The sequence below is a fragment of the Rhodococcus sp. 24CO genome, from assembly GCF_050586165.1.
Classification (GTDB): domain Bacteria; phylum Actinomycetota; class Actinomycetes; order Mycobacteriales; family Mycobacteriaceae; genus Rhodococcus_F.
On the sequence record NZ_JAZFNF010000032.1, the window covers coordinates 1 to 13,931 of the forward strand.

The 13,931-nt window shown below is 60.0% G+C and carries 14 protein-coding genes and 2 pseudogenes; 14 read left to right on the top strand and 2 right to left on the bottom strand.

The genetic code is table 11. The annotated features are described in order from the left end of the window. Positions 1-904 precede the first annotated feature (904 nt). The 4 genes from V2B23_RS30030 to V2B23_RS30045 all read left to right on the top strand — a co-directional run bounded on the left by V2B23_RS30030 (position 905) and on the right by V2B23_RS30045 (position 4,003). Positions 905-1,411, top strand: a complete 507-nt coding sequence (locus V2B23_RS30030) for a hypothetical protein (protein ID WP_430953573.1) — start codon at positions 905-907, stop codon at positions 1,409-1,411. A gap of 347 nt (positions 1,412-1,758) precedes the next feature. Then, complete coding sequence (locus V2B23_RS30035) at positions 1,759-2,049, top strand: RES domain-containing protein (RefSeq protein ID WP_430953574.1); 291 nt, start codon at positions 1,759-1,761, stop codon at positions 2,047-2,049. A 320-nt stretch (positions 2,050-2,369) separates the two neighbouring features. Beyond that, positions 2,370-3,113, top strand: a complete 744-nt coding sequence (locus tag V2B23_RS30040; RefSeq protein ID WP_430953575.1) for a GAF and ANTAR domain-containing protein — start codon at positions 2,370-2,372, stop codon at positions 3,111-3,113. A gap of 548 nt (positions 3,114-3,661) precedes the next feature. Further along, positions 3,662-4,003, top strand: coding sequence for a MerR family transcriptional regulator (locus tag V2B23_RS30045; RefSeq protein WP_430953576.1), 342 nt, complete (start codon positions 3,662-3,664; stop codon positions 4,001-4,003). On the opposite strand, the gene V2B23_RS30050 is transcribed toward V2B23_RS30045, so the two are convergent. Continuing rightward, positions 3,970-4,407, bottom strand: coding sequence for a hypothetical protein (locus tag V2B23_RS30050; RefSeq protein ID WP_430953577.1), 438 nt, complete (start codon positions 4,405-4,407; stop codon positions 3,970-3,972). The two genes, V2B23_RS30045 and V2B23_RS30050, sit on opposite strands and share 34 nt — an antisense overlap. A 1,169-nt stretch (positions 4,408-5,576) precedes the next feature. On the opposite strand from V2B23_RS30050, the gene V2B23_RS30055 reads away from it, so the two are divergent. Together V2B23_RS30055 and V2B23_RS30060 are read left to right on the top strand one after the other, a co-directional pair. Then, a complete protein-coding gene (locus V2B23_RS30055; RefSeq protein ID WP_430953578.1) occupies positions 5,577-5,819 on the top strand; it encodes a hypothetical protein in 243 nt (80 codons plus the stop codon). A 1,186-nt stretch (positions 5,820-7,005) separates the two neighbouring features. After that, positions 7,006-7,134: a hypothetical protein gene (locus V2B23_RS30060; RefSeq protein ID WP_430953579.1), complete on the top strand. Its 129-nt coding sequence runs from the start codon at positions 7,006-7,008 to the stop codon at positions 7,132-7,134. 131 nt (positions 7,135-7,265) lie between these two features. Here the strand turns inward: V2B23_RS30060 and V2B23_RS30065 are convergent. Beyond that, positions 7,266-7,617, bottom strand: a pseudogene (locus V2B23_RS30065) (MerR family DNA-binding transcriptional regulator). A 520-nt stretch (positions 7,618-8,137) separates the two neighbouring features. On the opposite strand from V2B23_RS30065, the gene V2B23_RS30070 reads away from it, so the two are divergent. The 8 genes and pseudogenes from V2B23_RS30070 to V2B23_RS30105 all read left to right on the top strand — a co-directional run bounded on the left by V2B23_RS30070 (position 8,138) and on the right by V2B23_RS30105 (position 13,717). After that, positions 8,138-8,701, top strand: coding sequence for a hypothetical protein (locus V2B23_RS30070; protein ID WP_430953580.1), 564 nt, complete (start codon positions 8,138-8,140; stop codon positions 8,699-8,701). A 31-nt stretch (positions 8,702-8,732) separates the two neighbouring features. Further along, positions 8,733-9,086 carry a PRC-barrel domain-containing protein gene (locus V2B23_RS30075; protein WP_430953581.1) on the top strand — a complete coding sequence of 118 codons (354 nt, stop codon included), beginning with the start codon at positions 8,733-8,735 and terminating at the stop codon, positions 9,084-9,086. After that, positions 9,083-10,630 carry a YhjD/YihY/BrkB family envelope integrity protein gene (locus V2B23_RS30080; protein WP_430953582.1) on the top strand — a complete coding sequence of 516 codons (1,548 nt, stop codon included), beginning with the start codon at positions 9,083-9,085 and terminating at the stop codon, positions 10,628-10,630. The genes V2B23_RS30075 and V2B23_RS30080 overlap by 4 nt, the downstream gene beginning before the upstream one ends. Continuing rightward, complete coding sequence (locus tag V2B23_RS30085; protein WP_430953583.1) at positions 10,627-10,923, top strand: DUF3618 domain-containing protein; 297 nt, start codon at positions 10,627-10,629, stop codon at positions 10,921-10,923. The genes V2B23_RS30080 and V2B23_RS30085 overlap by 4 nt, the downstream gene beginning before the upstream one ends. Next, positions 10,920-11,192 (top strand): DUF4235 domain-containing protein, encoded by a 273-nt coding sequence (locus V2B23_RS30090; protein ID WP_092808359.1) that lies wholly within the window; start codon positions 10,920-10,922, stop codon positions 11,190-11,192. The genes V2B23_RS30085 and V2B23_RS30090 overlap by 4 nt, the downstream gene beginning before the upstream one ends. Before the next feature lie 443 nt (positions 11,193-11,635). Continuing rightward, positions 11,636-12,037, top strand: a complete 402-nt coding sequence (locus V2B23_RS30095) for a low affinity iron permease family protein (RefSeq protein ID WP_092808358.1) — start codon at positions 11,636-11,638, stop codon at positions 12,035-12,037. Between the two features lie 44 nt (positions 12,038-12,081). Continuing rightward, a complete protein-coding gene (locus V2B23_RS30100; protein WP_430953584.1) occupies positions 12,082-12,519 on the top strand; it encodes a hypothetical protein in 438 nt (145 codons plus the stop codon). Positions 12,520-13,238: 719 nt separating this feature from the next. Beyond that, a pseudogene (locus V2B23_RS30105) lies at positions 13,239-13,717 on the top strand (CinA family protein). The last annotated feature ends 214 nt before the right edge of the window (positions 13,718-13,931 follow it).

The following is a 13,931-nucleotide window of genomic DNA, read 5'->3' on the forward strand; positions in this document are numbered from 1 at the left end:
GTGTCGTCATCTCGGCACCTCCTCGCCGAGCATTCACTCAGCTAGTCGGGCCGAAACACCGTTTTAGAGACAGTCCCCGCCGTCCGCGTAACCCACGTGTTCGGCGGCGGGCACTGCAAATTTGTGAAATCCGCTGGTCGAGAACTGGTCCGGCGATGTCGTCGATGTACACGGGCTAGCGGCGTCCGCGGGAGATCATCCGCACTGTGTGTGGCTGTACCACCGGTTCAGCCCTCGTCCCGTGAGATCGGGTTACTGATGGCCGACCGCAAAAGATCGAGTCCGCTATTCGGCATCCTCCTGAGTGCGGCCTCATGCATGCTGTTCTCGCCCCTGGCGAATCTCACAGTGTCATGGACTGCCACACTCCGTCAATCAGGTTAGGGCTCAAGTCAATCGGGTGGGCGCTGTCCTACACGTCGCCGGGACCGAGGGCCATCAACTGATGGATATACGTCCATACAGTTGGATACGACCTCGAGTTAAGCAATGGTGGTGAGCAATGTTCGAGTGAGCGCAAATGTATGGACGTCCGCGATTGACCACCCTCCTGTGCTTGTCGCTCGCTTCCGTGGAATCACGCCTTTGGTGGAACCGCCAATCTCAACATGGTTCTATTCGGTGGCGGCACTCTGCCACATCGACGATGGACACGGTCGGTCTTCGGAAACTGGGGGCGTTCCATCGCCTCCGTCACCGCGCTTCGGCCGACGTTTTACGTGGCGGTCTCTGCAGGTTTTCAAGCCGTGCTTCAGGCTCTGGAAGCTGCGAGGATTGCCGTCGCGGACTGTTCGGCAGGCGGGTTTTGAGTAGCGTGCGGTGAGGGGTTAACGGGTTGACCCATTGACTTGACCCATTGACTTGACTCGTTGACTTGACCTGGTTGACCGAGGATGATGGATGTATGAGAACACCGTTGAAAAAGGTCGTGGACGATCAGCTGGATGCCCTGGGAATGGCAGCGGAGCAGCTCGACGCCGACGACGCCAAATACGTCGCTGCGGGTGTGAAGAACGTCTTGTCGAGCTTGCGTGCTCGCCGGGTGTGGGAGAACCATATTGGTGCGATTCTCACCCACAAGCAGATGCTCGACGCAACGAGTTGGTCGAAGCAGAACCTCAGTCAGGCGGTCAAGGACTCTCGCGTACTGCGTCTCCCCGCTGCCGATGGAACGTCAGGATACTGGTCCGGCGGTTTGACCGATTCGGCTCCGCATGTTCCGATCGCAGGTGTTAAGGAAGTCCTCAAGGCGTGGGCGTCGGCCGAGGCGCAGCCGTGGACCATTGCATCCTGGATGTCGACGGGGCAGGCCGAGTTGGGCGGACGAACGCCACGTGCGGCTCTGATAGACGGCGATTATCCGGTGGTCGTGACGTTGGCTCGGCGTGCGGCAGAAAGGCTGTCTGCGTGAGCGCTCCTCGCGCTGTCCAGCATTTGAGTGAGCCACCGTCCCCGGATCAACTCCGGGGACGTTTTCCTGCGCGGACAGTATCGGCTGGGACGGTACTGTATCGGACCCACAAGGAAGGTCTGGGTGCATGGGGGTTCGGGAGCAGTCTGCAGGGGCGATTCGACCTCGCTGGCAAGTACGGGACCTGCTACACGGCGGAATCGGAACTGATAACACTGCTCGAATGCTGGGTCGGAATCCGGTACATCCCTCGGACTGAGATCGACGGCCGCGCATTGTCTGCGGTGGCGGTTGGCCGTGATCTATAGATTGCCGATGTTACCTCGAACAAGGCAATCGAGTTCGGAATGACGTCCGAGATCAACACTACCGTCGACTACGACCTGACCCAACGGTGGGCAGAGGCGTTTCGCACTGCCGGATTTAATGGGATCAGATACTGGGCGCGGCACGAAATGTCGCACACCCACGCATGTCTCGCGTTATTCGCCGATGGCGGCGATCGTACGCATTCGGCTGGACGGCCCAGCGATTACGTGGTGACGGACATCGATCTGCTGGTGGACAGGGACGACCTGTGGGTTGCGCTCGAAAAGGAAACCGGTATACAGATTCTCGATATTCCAGGGACCTTCTGATGTTGATCGTGAGGGCGAGGTCATTGTGTCCCGGTCCACGTCGTGCCGGTGGCTACCGATGGCGATGACCGAGCCATGACAATCGGCTGAATCGTCGACCGTTTCGTCAGCTTGGTCGTTGCTCTCTGGTGCCCGACGCCGATGGGGTTCGTCGTTCGCTTCCATGGGGGGGCTCACACCATGTGCCGACAGGTCTTCGACCGGTTGGGGATCGGGCAGGGAATTCGAGTAATCTTCGATCTCGATCGAGCGTCGGCGCTCAGATCGGCGGGCGTGGAACGATTTTTGTGGTGGCACTGCGGGTGGAAGGAAGATTGACAGTGGAGGCATCGGAGGAGTCGGTCCTGGATGTTTACGAGCGGATTTCTCAGCTGGCGCGGTCGGTACACGGAACGCTTAACGGTGGTGTGCGAACCCCGACGGAAGTGCTCGAGGAGGTCACCGAAGCGGCGGTGAAACTGCTCCACGGTGTCGATCACGCAGGAATAACGTTGGTGCGCCGCTCTCGTCCTGGACATCGTCCGGAGCATTTCGAGTCCGCTGCAGCGACCGGTGCAGTGCCGGCGCGGTTCGACGTATTGCAGCACGAGCAGGGAGAGGGGCCGTGCTTCGATGCGATCTGGTCTCATCAAACGGTGCGGATCGTCGACGTGGCTTCGGATCCGCGCTGGGCACAGTTGTTGGCTGCGGTGCGGCAGCAGACTCCGATTCGATCTGTGTTGTCGATCCAGCTTTTCGCCGACGGTCAGGAACTGGGCGCGCTGAACTTGTTCTCGGACAAGGCCGGCGGGTTCGACGTCGAAACGGAGGAGCAGGCGTTCAATCTGGCGACGCACGCAGCCATCGCGCTCTCGAGTGCACGTCGTGGTGAGCAGTTTCGCAGTGCGCTGGGCTCTCGCGATCTGATTGGGCAGGCCAAGGGCATGATCATGGAACGTTTCGACGTCGATGCCATCGCGGCGTTTCAGATGCTTCGGACGCTTTCGCAGGAAATGAATGTGTCCGTGCTCGAGTTGGCGAGAAGGGTTGCCTTCCGCGAGTTTCCGGTTCTCCGTGACGAGTAGCATCCACCACTTGGCGGTGACGAGTGACACCTATTGCACGGGAAGTTCGCTGGGAGATTCTCTGCAGAAGGCTTTCGAGCATTTCGTTCCGTTGGGTGTGTCGATGTAGGGGCCCCTCAGGTAGGGAGTGAGCCCAGTTAGGTGACAGTCGACCGCCTCCGGCGGGATGGGATCTCCGAACATCATGGCGATGGGTCGTTTGAGTTCAGCTGTACCCATGGTTGTGCGTACGGTACGGGTCTCGGCGTGCTGGCTGGGTGGTATGGCAATCGTCTCGTCGTGCTTCCGAGGTGTGTCGGTACTTCATATGACAGGATCGCGACTACTAAAATCTATGTCGCAAAATGCAGATAATCGACAATAGGCGCATGAGGGTTAGTGTAGCTTTGGTGATCGAACATCGGATGACTAAGTCGAATCGCCGAAATATTTTCCCGCTGCCTGCGGAAACGCCTCCCTTTGGATAGTCAGGGGAGGTTGGAAATATATTGGCGGCACGTTAGATTCTCTAGCTAATTGAAATAGAAATCTTCTTCTGGCGCGTGCTAATGTCGACAAAAACCAGTTCTAATGGGGGTGTTGTGTCGGAATCTCTGTCGCGCGTGCGTCGCGGGGTGTACGGGATTTCGGTGATGTCGGAGTTGTCGGGCGTCGGTCCACAAACCTTGCGGCTCTACGAGCGGCGTGGCCTGTTGACGCCCACGCGCACCGACGGTGGAACCCGCCGATACAGCGAAGCGGATCTGACCACACTGCGCCGTATCACGGCGTTGGTCGACGACGGAGTCAACCTCACCGGCATCCGAACGATTCTGGCGCTGGAAGCGGAGAATTCGATTCTGGCTGCGCGGCTCCTTCAGCTGAGCGAGCCGGCAGACTGCGGTGCTTGAGTCGGTTGCGCGTTGACATCACCGGGTGACGTCAATGTGGCGGTACCCCCCATGTCGCCGAAGTCTGCGTCCGCGACAATCTTGTTTCCGCCGCTTTCGAGGAATGCAAGTGCCGCATCGAACGCATCTACCAGCCATGAATGTGCAGCTTCGGTGAGTAGCGCGTCCGGTACCGTCTCGATGTTGGTCTGATAGATGCGCACCGTCCATGAGCCGCTCGTGTCGGGTTCGTCGGAGAGGCCTCGGGCGGTGTTGGTGGCCAGGAGGTAGCGGTTGTATTCGAGGTCGACTCGGATGGTGTAGACGCCCGCGAGGTTGACGATGTTGGCGGGGCGTTGGGTGACGGCGGCCAATGCAATAAGTGCGTCGTTGTAAGTCTGCGAGTACTTCTTCGTCAGCGGCATAGCTGTCCTACCTGTTCGGTATGGCCGTTGCAGTGCGGCAACGGCGAGTGAAGGCAGTTCGTTGCCGCGGCTTGACGAAGAACTGATAGCGATCTTATCCCAGAAGGGGATGAATCGGATGTTGAGAACACCGTGTTCGGTGCCGGTTGCCCGCAGCGAACATGGGTAAGGCCCGTATGGCTGGCAATCGTGCAACCCGGGGCCGTTTAGGTGAGGTACGTGTCAAGGCGCAGGAGAGCGGAGGCCGACCGTAATCGAAGATGGCCTAGAACGCCGGTTCAAGGGAACTTGGGTCATAAGGTCCGGCCTACTGTGCGGGTCCGCGAAATCCCTCGGGACGGGTCCAGCTAAGGAGGAAACGTTTGCCGCCCTACCGATCGGGTAGCAGGTTCACAGGTTGCAATTGTCGGGATCGGTACGTGCGCCTCGAAACGTTGCGGCTCAGATTCTCAGGTGGTTAAGCAGCAGCCTTGTGGATCGCACTCGAGTGCCAAGCACTTTCGGGTGACGCCGGTAGCCCCCGCTCCCGCGGGGCACTACCGGCGATTTACGCCCGGCCCCGGAGGAAACCGGGACAGTTCAACGTCATCGGTGCTGAGCACACAACACAGATGACCTACTATCCGTGCCGAGCTGACCCCTCATGTCCGACCCTGCACACTCACAGTAAGGCCGCGACCAGATGTACGCCAGGGTTCTGCGCAGAATAGGCAGAACCACAGAATAGGCAGAACATCCTGATGAGTGCTGTTGTTGTGGCACAAAAGCTTTCAGTATCAGTAGGACAGTCGTCGACGAGTACCTCACACCTCGTCTGACGGACCTCACCATTCCGCAGCCCAGGATCGCCAGCAAGGACGGTGTAATCACGGCAGTCCGGGAAGTGATCTCGGCGGCGAGTTCATCGACCTCGGCCGTGACACGACTTTAGTGCTGCCCCGCCCGACATCCGCGGCTTTTGCCGGGTGGAAATGAAACGTCGGGTAATGCGGGCATAGTCCGCGAGTGGCCGGGACAATTCGTGTATTCGGCGCCTGGACATGGGCAAACAGGGGGGCAGCAAAGCGTTGAGGCACTTCGCTACGCGCACCCTCATTATCAGTAGTTCCGTCGCGAGTTTGTGAAGGATGGTGCGCGCGAGTGGGTGTGGTTTGGGGGAGAATTCGAGAATGAACGAACAGAACGGCGAAACGAATGCCGTGACGGGTGTTGGCTCTCGGGTCAAGGTCACTGTGCCTGGCGGTAGCGGCGGAGGGGCATATGCCGGTGTGGTGATCGAGGACTACGCGAACATGGTCATCGATTCGGAGTCGGTGGGACGGGATTGGGCCCCGGTACATCGGTGGGCCATCGCCTTGGATGACGGAAGACTGATCTTTGCCGATGACGACGACCTTACGGCCGCCGATTGATGGATAGCTCGGGCTCATGCAGGTGTTCTCGTCGAGAGTTGCTCCCGCAAGTATTGCATGACCTCGGCACGAGCGTGAGCGTCAGCAACGTTCGAATCCCGCTCACGCGCTTCACTCCGACGTGCTGCTCGTTCGGCTAAACGAGCGCGGTCGTTTTCACGGGCACGTTCCGCAGGAGTGTGGGCTGACCAGTCGATCTGTGCCAGTCGCCAGCGCAGGAACGCAGTCGGTCGTGTGAGTTGTCCGTGCCAGACCCAACCCCGGGATTGGGTGTCTGTGGTGAGTTCATCGGCGATGTCGCGACCGCTCCATCGGGCGGGGGCGATGTCGGCGTTGGCCAGAGAATCGCAGATCTGGCCAATGTGTTTGGTCGTTTTCAGCGCCGGGATGTGAGCGATCAGTTGGGCGGCGGTGCGTTGCAACTCGATTGGACGCGGGGTGGATCTTTGGGTGTTCTTCGGCTTGCCCGCTCGCGTGTGCGCGTGCGTCGGTGAGAACTTCACAACATGAGATGGAAGAACAAATCCCCCAGAGGGGGATAGGGGGTCACGGCCGCCGGTTTGTGGAGAAGTTCGCGAGGCTGTGCGGGCGCGGTGTGTGGCGGTGCGAAGTGTTGCGCGAGAGGCTTTCTGGACTTCGTGACGGGTGCGGTGATGGTTGTGACGGCGGCGCGGGTGAGGTGAGTGCCCAGACAGAGGCTGCCCGGAACTGCCTGGGCCCATGGTGCGCTTCGGCAGCCATCGATTCGATATTGGTGAGATAGCGACCTCGTTCCTGTTCGACGGCCATGCCGAGGACGCCCAGGACGCGCCTGGCTCGTTTGACGACGGGACTGCTGACTACGGCGCGGTTGGCGCTGGCTCGAGTTGAGGCGGTGACGCCGCGCCCGCTTTCCCTCTGCCAAGCAGGCGTGGGTGACGGCGACAGCGAATGCTGCTTCGGTGCTGATGGTGTTTTTCTTGCAGAGTTCGGTGCCGGTGCCGGTGCCGGTGCCGGTGGGGGAGTTGGGGAGCGTACGGACTTGGTGTTGCCATTGGGTGCGGTTGGTCCAGAGAGGGCCGGGCGTGTTGACCTTCTGTGACGTGGAGGGCTTAACAGTTGCCGCGGTGGTTACTTCGTTGCGTTGCGTGTTTCTATGCGCTGGAGTTGTGTTGTATTCGTCGACCTTGAATGCAACCGCTACGCCATGGCGACCAACACCCTTCGAGGCTTGTCGGACGACCCGGACGCGAGCGGCACCTGGTTGGTTCGTTTCTTTCAGACCGATATCGACGGCGCGTCGGATCACCTCCTGGTCGAGGCAACATGTCAATAGCTTGTCGACGCCTTCGATTCTGCCCTTCAACACCTCGAGGCCCTCGGCAACAAAATTGCCGCCGACGCTGATTTCGGGGGTATCACCAGCTCAGCTACCCAATTCCCGGCTGATGTCGACTGTCTCGACAATCAAAGCCGAGCGTCGGCCGATTCACGGCACTGAGTAATCCGCGCCGCGAGAGCCGCATTCTCCGCCTCGAGTGAGAGAATCGAACCGACTCCGATCAAGTTCACTCCGTCGGCGATCAATTCCGTGATGCGACGTAGCGTGACATAGCGTGACTAGATCCGCTTCGCTGTAGCGCCGGGTTCCGCCATCGGTGCGCGTGGGCGTCAACAACCCTCGTCGGTCGCAGAGCCTCAGCGTCTGCGGTCCAATACCGGACAACTCCGACATCACCGAGATTCCGTACACGCCGCGGAGCGACGGTCGTTGAGGTTCAAAAGCCACGGTGAACCTCCTCCTTGTAACGGGCTGCATCCGACCTTAACAGTTGGCGACACCAAATCTATCGCTTTAGGCATAGGTCCGGCCTACGTAGTGCCCGGGCTGACTGTCAACTTCCGGAGCCTTCCGCATTTCTGCTGCTCAACGCACATGACTGCCATTCGGAGACCGTTTCCGCGTCAATTTTTTCGTTTCGAAGGTTGCTAGTTATCTGCATCGGCTGATATAGATTTAGGGAAATTGAATGTATGGGGCGGACGGGTAAGCCAGGCGGCGGTGCAGATTGTCCCTGGCCAATGCCGCGACGCGTCAGCCCTTCTGTCGCGGTCCACGCCACGTGTTCTTGGCCTCGGCCGGGCGCGCTGGCCCAAATCTCCGAGGAGCCATTGCGCGAACGTTTGGCTTGATATCGAAAGGTGCCCAGCAAGTGGCCAAGCAGCCGAGATAGTGACATAAATCACATATGCGCATCCTCTTTGCAGGCCGGGATATGTCGAAGGTGGCAACAGATCGCCTGTAGGTGGTCTCCACTCGAGAGTTCAAGGAGAACGATATGACTTCACGCAACACGCTCGCTCGTAGCCTGCATGACCTCGGTGCGGCGGCATGGTTCGGTGGCACGCTGATGGGAGCAGTTGGTCTCAACGGTGCCGCCGATGCGGTTCGTGATCCCCAGGATCGGGCGCGAGTCGCCTCGATGGGATGGGCGAAATGGTCTCCGGTCAACGCGGCGGCTATCGGAGCTCATCTTGTCGGCGGCGGCGCACTTCTGTATGCGAACAGGGATCGAGCTCAGCATCAGAGCGGGGTCAAAGCGAACACGATCACCAAGATCGTTCTCACCGGCGCCGCACTCGCGGCGACCGCATACAGCGGTGTCCTCGGCGCCAAGGTCGCCACAGCAGACGGACAGTACGTTGAGGGCGCTACCGAACCGGCGCAGTCGACCCCGGGCGAGGTCGCAGCCGCTCAGCGACAGCTGCAGTATGTGCAGTGGGCTCTCCCGGCTCTGACCGGAGCCATCGTAATCCTGGGAGCGCAGCAGGGTGAGCAGCAACGCCCCGCACACATTCTCGCCGGGTTCGGTTCCACCCTGGCCCGCCGTGTCCGCAAGTGAACCGGCGCCTCTCCCGAGGCAGACGCGTTTGATGATGCAAAACAGGGACACGTCGACGATCGCAGCCGAGGACGGCCCGCTGCTGCGTGGAGGGCAGGTGATCGGAGTCGACGGCGAGGTTATCGGTGTGATCGGGTCGATGCTTCTCGACCCGGCGACAACCTCACCGCATTGGGTGACAGTCGGTTTCGATGAAGCTGGGTATGCCGTGATCCCTTTGACTGGCGCTTACCGTGACGGGCAAAACCTGCGAGTGCCGTTCACTGGCGCCCAGGTCCGCGCGGCACCGGAGCAGGGGCGCGTCGATGCTCTGACTCCTGACGACGAACAAGTCCTGCGCGATTACTACGTAGAAGCTCGAGTGAGAGGAATTAGACAGAGATGACCGGTGCCAACACCGCTCCGGTTGAGGCAGACCCGGACGACCCCCGTAAACCGCAGTCGCCGACCGAGCTGAAGAAATCGTCGTGGGTTTATGCACTGCGCGCGACTGCTCGCCAGTTCTCGCGTGATCAGTGCACGGACCTCGCGGCAGCGCTGACGTATTACGCTGTGCTGTCGCTGTTTCCGGCGATCCTGGCAGTGGTTTCCCTTCTCGGGGTGTTCGGTCAAGGCCAGTCGACCGTCGATGCAGTTCTGCAGATCATCGGCGATCTCGGTCCATCCTCTGCAGTGGACACCCTGAGGGAACCGATCCAGCAGCTCGTGCAAGCCCCGGCGGCTGGATTCGCACTCATCGCCGGAATCGCGGGCGCGCTATGGTCCGCTTCCGGATATGTCGGGGCATTCGGGCGTGCGATGAACCGCATGTACGAGGTCGAAGAAGGACGTCCGGTGTGGAAACTTCGGCCGGTGATGCTGCTGGTGACTATCGTGGCGTTGGCTTTGATCGGTTGCGCTGCAGTGATGTTGGCGGTCAGTGGGCCTATCGCACGGGCAATCGGTGATGCGATCGGGGTGGGAAATACCGCGTTGACTGTGTGGAACATCGCTCGCTGGCCGGTGGTGCTAGTATTCGTCGTTCTCGCCGTTGCGATTCTGTATTACGCCACTCCGAACATCCAGCAGCCGAAGTTTCGGTGGATCAGTGGCGGCGCCGCCCTGGCCATTGTGGTGTGGATCCTCGCATCGGTGGGTTTCGGGTTTTACGTCGCCAACTTCAGTAGCTACAACAAGACCTACGGCTCCCTCGCCGGCGCGATCGTGTTCCTGCTGTGGTTGTGGATCACCAACCTGGCGTTGTTGTTCGGGGCAGAACTCGATTCCGAACTCGAACGTGGACGACAACTACAAGCCGGAATCGCCGCCGAAGAACAACTCCAACTACCACCCAGAGACACCCGCGTCTCGGACAAGAATGCTCAGAAGGACGCCGATGAGATCGAACGCGGGCGAGAGTTGCGCCAGGCGCACATCTCCAACGACGGCAGCGAAGAGTCGAGGGGCAACTCTGCCGACACGAACCCACCGAAACCGGGAGGAATACCGATGAGCGATCCCACGCACGACCACACTGAGCACCCACCTGCGCCGAACTCCCCCCAGGTGGCGGACTTGTCGACCGTTCAACTCGTCGAACGACTCACCGAGCAAATATCGACACTGGTGCGCACTGAAATCGCAGCTGGGCTGGACGAAGTCAAAAACAAAGGCACCCGACTCGGGATCGGGATCGGCATCTCCGGAGCGGGCGCGGTGTTGGCGTTGTTCGGACTGGCAACTCTGATCGCTGCTGCAGTACTCGGGCTCGCCACCGTCGTTGCCCCCTGGCTCGCAGCCCTGATCGTCGGCGTTGCTGTTCTGCTGATCGGCGGGGTTGTGGCCGCGGTGGGCGCAACCCGATCCAAGAAGGCGCTACCACCAGTTCCGCAGAATACTGCTGCCAGCGTCAGCGAAGACATCTCTACCATCAAGAAGGGCATCCGATGACCGGCAGTCATGACAACCCGTCAGAGAACATTCCACTTGGGGTGACCGCGTCACCTGACCCGGAGCGGAGCGTCGAAGCACAACGCGCCGATCTCGCGGACACCGTCGCCGCGCTCGCCGCGAAAGCGGACGTACCCACACGAGTGCAGGACAGTGCGAATGTGCGGCTGCAGAAAGCGAAAGCTCTTGCGGAAGAGAATCCGCAGATACTTACGGCCGTGTCGCTCGGTATCGTCCTCGTCGCGTTGATCATATTCAGGCGCAAGAGGTCTCACGGAAGGAGTGATCGATGAGCGCGGTCGCAAAAGTGATCTACAAGCCGCTCTCGCTGGCGACCAGTGTGCTCGGCGGCATCGCCGCGGGGATGGTGTTCAAGCAGATTTGGAAGCGCGTCGACGACAACGACGCGGCCGCGCCGAATCCGAAAGATCTCAACCGTAGTGTCCGAGAAGTGTTGATCGCCGCGGTCATTCAAGGGGCAGTCTTCGGCCTGGTGAAGGCGGCAGTGGATCGAGCCGGTGCCACCGGTTATCGTGCCTTGACTCACGAAGATCCGGTTTAGACGTTTGCGGGTATAGGTGTTGCCGAAATGAGGGAAGCAGTGGGGGTCGGCTCTGGGCATCGATATAGGACGGTGGCCTGAGGGTTTTTCGCGTCATAGGAGTAGGCCGGTGATTGAAGTCGTCAGCCGTAGGGGACGCCGGCCTACGACCGGAAACTCGCGGTTCGGCTCCTAGAAACACTCGGAAGAGGCCTGGTACTCAGTCGACAATGATGCCGCAGCTGAGTAGGGCGCTGCTTGACCTCACCATCAGCCCCTCCCAACAGCCCTCCACCGCAGCAGTTTTGAAACTCATGGAAACAACTCGATGCCACTGCGATTCGACCGCGATGTAAAGGCTCCAAACCGTTGCCGCCTTGCAGCAGCGTGAAAATCATGTTCGAAGCAGAGGACGAAATGAAGAGACGCGAAATGAGCACGCAACAGAGCGAGGGGTTTTCGCGATGACACCGCCGACGATTATGCCTTCTGAAGTCTCGACGAAGATCTCCGTCTTCGATCGGTTCGCCACCTACGTCAGCGCGCGCACGTCGCAGGCATGGTTTTTCGTGGTGTGCGTGGTCATCGTGGTGCTGTGGGCTCCCTCTTTCTTCCTCCTGGGCACCATTGACACGTGGCAACTGATCATCAATACGGTCACCACCATAGTCACATTCCTGTTGGTGGCATTGTTGCAAAACACTCAGAAGCGCTCGGACGATGCTGTACAGCACAAGCTGAACGCCATCGCCGATGGACTGGCCGATCTGATGAAACAGCTTTCCGCGGAGCACCCCGAACTCGACAAAGATCTGCGGGAACTGCGACTAGCGGTCGGGCTCGAGGACCACGAGAGCGCCTCCTGATGGGGGAGTAAACGCGAAGCCTCAGCGGGGGATAGGGCCTATGCGTGGTGTTCTTCCTGCAGTTCGATTGGACCAGGACACCGGAGGCATCACTTGCCGGTCGGCCGCTGATCACAGCCTTTTCGCTACCGAGAATCGAGGACATCATGGTCACCGCAGCATTCATCACCCCCGACCCAGATCCCGATCGCGATTACGTCGACCGGGAACTCGCCGCCGAACTACTTGGTCACTCACAGGCCGCCGACGAGAAATTGCATACGATGCTAGAGGCTCTCAACCACTCACTCGCTGACATCAGCAACACACGTGAAGTGCTCAGGTCGCTGTACGCGGGCCCCACCTGCCCTGATTACATCGAAACCTTCCTCGCTGACGAAGCCGACAGTCAAGACGTAACCACCCACCTCGCAAATGCTGCCCGCAGCCTCCGGGCTGCCCTTGCGATTCTGCGCACCCACAGCGCGGCCCTGACATCCTGAACGAGGCTCACCTCACCGGTTCTGAATATCCACTCGCCTCGGACGAACCCCGTAATGACGACTACCGCTGAACGGATACCGACAATCCATCGAGGAGACATCGATGCGTCGAGATCGTGGCCTGAACGGAAATATTGTTTCGGGCCTGTATTGTTCGCGCGCGCAGCATGGTTCGAGTTCCGGGGCCTGATTGCTCCAGAACCGTGAACGGAAGGAATCGTTGTTTTGCGCGCGGTCAGGTGAGGTTTTGGCGAGAGCGAGTCGTCCGGCAAGCTGGTTGCGCAGGGACACGGGCCCTCCGCTCGCCTCGGAACGACCGAGCAATACGATCAGCTGCGCGCTGACAGCTCTTCAAGCGGTGGAAACAGGCATGTGGGCTCGGTGTGCTCAGGTATGACGGGTGTCCGATGGATTTGTGTTGAAGACATGTGAACTCAGTTTCCGATACCGAAGGTGACGGTGGCGCCGTCACGATGACGATGTGTCCGGGCGTGCCGCTGCTCTCGTTGGCGCCGACGATAATTCGATCAATCGCGAACGTGCAGCCGCCGCGCTGTGCCGGTGCGCTGGCACCTCGATTGCCATCTTCCGCGGCGGTACGGACCAGAAGAGACGACCCCTACGTATCTGAAGAGTTGTAAATGGTTGCAGCGTATTATTTTTCGATGCGCATTCGCTGAGAATGACGGTCAGGTGATGGAGAAGAGGGAGTGGGAACGATGCCCGACAAAATTAGTGTCGAAGCACTAGCTGTGCAGATCGCCGGCCTCGTCAAGGACCAGGAGACGACGATCGCCACGTCGGAATCTCTGACCGGGGGGGAGAATTTCGTATGCGCTCGGTGCCGCACCCGATTCGGCAGGATGGTTTCGCGGCAGCATCGTCGCGTACTCGAGCGAGGTCAAATACGGGTTACTCGAGGTCCCGCCGGGCCCGGTGGTCAGCTCCGAGAGTGCCCGAATGATGGCGGCATCAACTGGAAAACTTGCTGGACGCGGATGTGACCGTTGCCGTCACCGGAGTGGGCGGTCCGGACCCTCAGGACGGAATCGCACCCGGAACGGTGTGGTTCGGGCTGGCGGTGGACAGTATTGTGCGCGCCGAGGTGCAGCACTTTCGAGGTAGACCCGAGGAGATCGTCGAGCTCACCACGCGGCATGCACTCGAATTGCTGATCGACGCTCTGCGCGCCCGCTGAGCTGGTGTACGTCTCCGCGGTGATGCCGCCCTTGACGATCGGTGGTGTAGGACAGCAAGTCTCAAACGCACCAGGCTTAAGAGTGAGTGGGCAGTTTCCGGTTCTCTGTTCCGATCGGAAACTGCCCACTCACGATAGGGACTGCACCCACTTCGGTTGACACGTGGGGTTGATAGTTTCAGGCCGCGTATGCGGCCTGATTGATTGTCTCAAA

What these genes read in the sequence shown, in the direction of transcription:
- V2B23_RS30060 (WP_430953579.1), top strand. Translation starts at nt 7,006, where the DNA reads ATGGCGACCAACACCCTTCGAGGCTTGTCGGACGACCCGGACGCGAGC.
- V2B23_RS30045 (WP_430953576.1), top strand. Translation starts at nt 3,662, where the DNA reads ATGTCGACAAAAACCAGTTCTAATGGGGGTGTTGTGTCGGAATCTCTG.
- V2B23_RS30070 (WP_430953580.1), top strand. Translation starts at nt 8,138, where the DNA reads ATGACTTCACGCAACACGCTCGCTCGTAGCCTGCATGACCTCGGTGCG.
- V2B23_RS30050 (WP_430953577.1), bottom strand. Translation starts at nt 4,407, where the DNA reads ATGCCGCTGACGAAGAAGTACTCGCAGACTTACAACGACGCACTTATT.
- V2B23_RS30075 (WP_430953581.1), top strand. Translation starts at nt 8,733, where the DNA reads ATGATGCAAAACAGGGACACGTCGACGATCGCAGCCGAGGACGGCCCG.
- V2B23_RS30030 (WP_430953573.1), top strand. Translation starts at nt 905, where the DNA reads ATGAGAACACCGTTGAAAAAGGTCGTGGACGATCAGCTGGATGCCCTG.
- V2B23_RS30095 (WP_092808358.1), top strand. Translation starts at nt 11,636, where the DNA reads ATGACACCGCCGACGATTATGCCTTCTGAAGTCTCGACGAAGATCTCC.
- V2B23_RS30090 (WP_092808359.1), top strand. Translation starts at nt 10,920, where the DNA reads ATGAGCGCGGTCGCAAAAGTGATCTACAAGCCGCTCTCGCTGGCGACC.
- V2B23_RS30085 (WP_430953583.1), top strand. Translation starts at nt 10,627, where the DNA reads ATGACCGGCAGTCATGACAACCCGTCAGAGAACATTCCACTTGGGGTG.
- V2B23_RS30055 (WP_430953578.1), top strand. Translation starts at nt 5,577, where the DNA reads ATGAACGAACAGAACGGCGAAACGAATGCCGTGACGGGTGTTGGCTCT.
- V2B23_RS30080 (WP_430953582.1), top strand. Translation starts at nt 9,083, where the DNA reads ATGACCGGTGCCAACACCGCTCCGGTTGAGGCAGACCCGGACGACCCC.
- V2B23_RS30035 (WP_430953574.1), top strand. Translation starts at nt 1,759, where the DNA reads ATGACGTCCGAGATCAACACTACCGTCGACTACGACCTGACCCAACGG.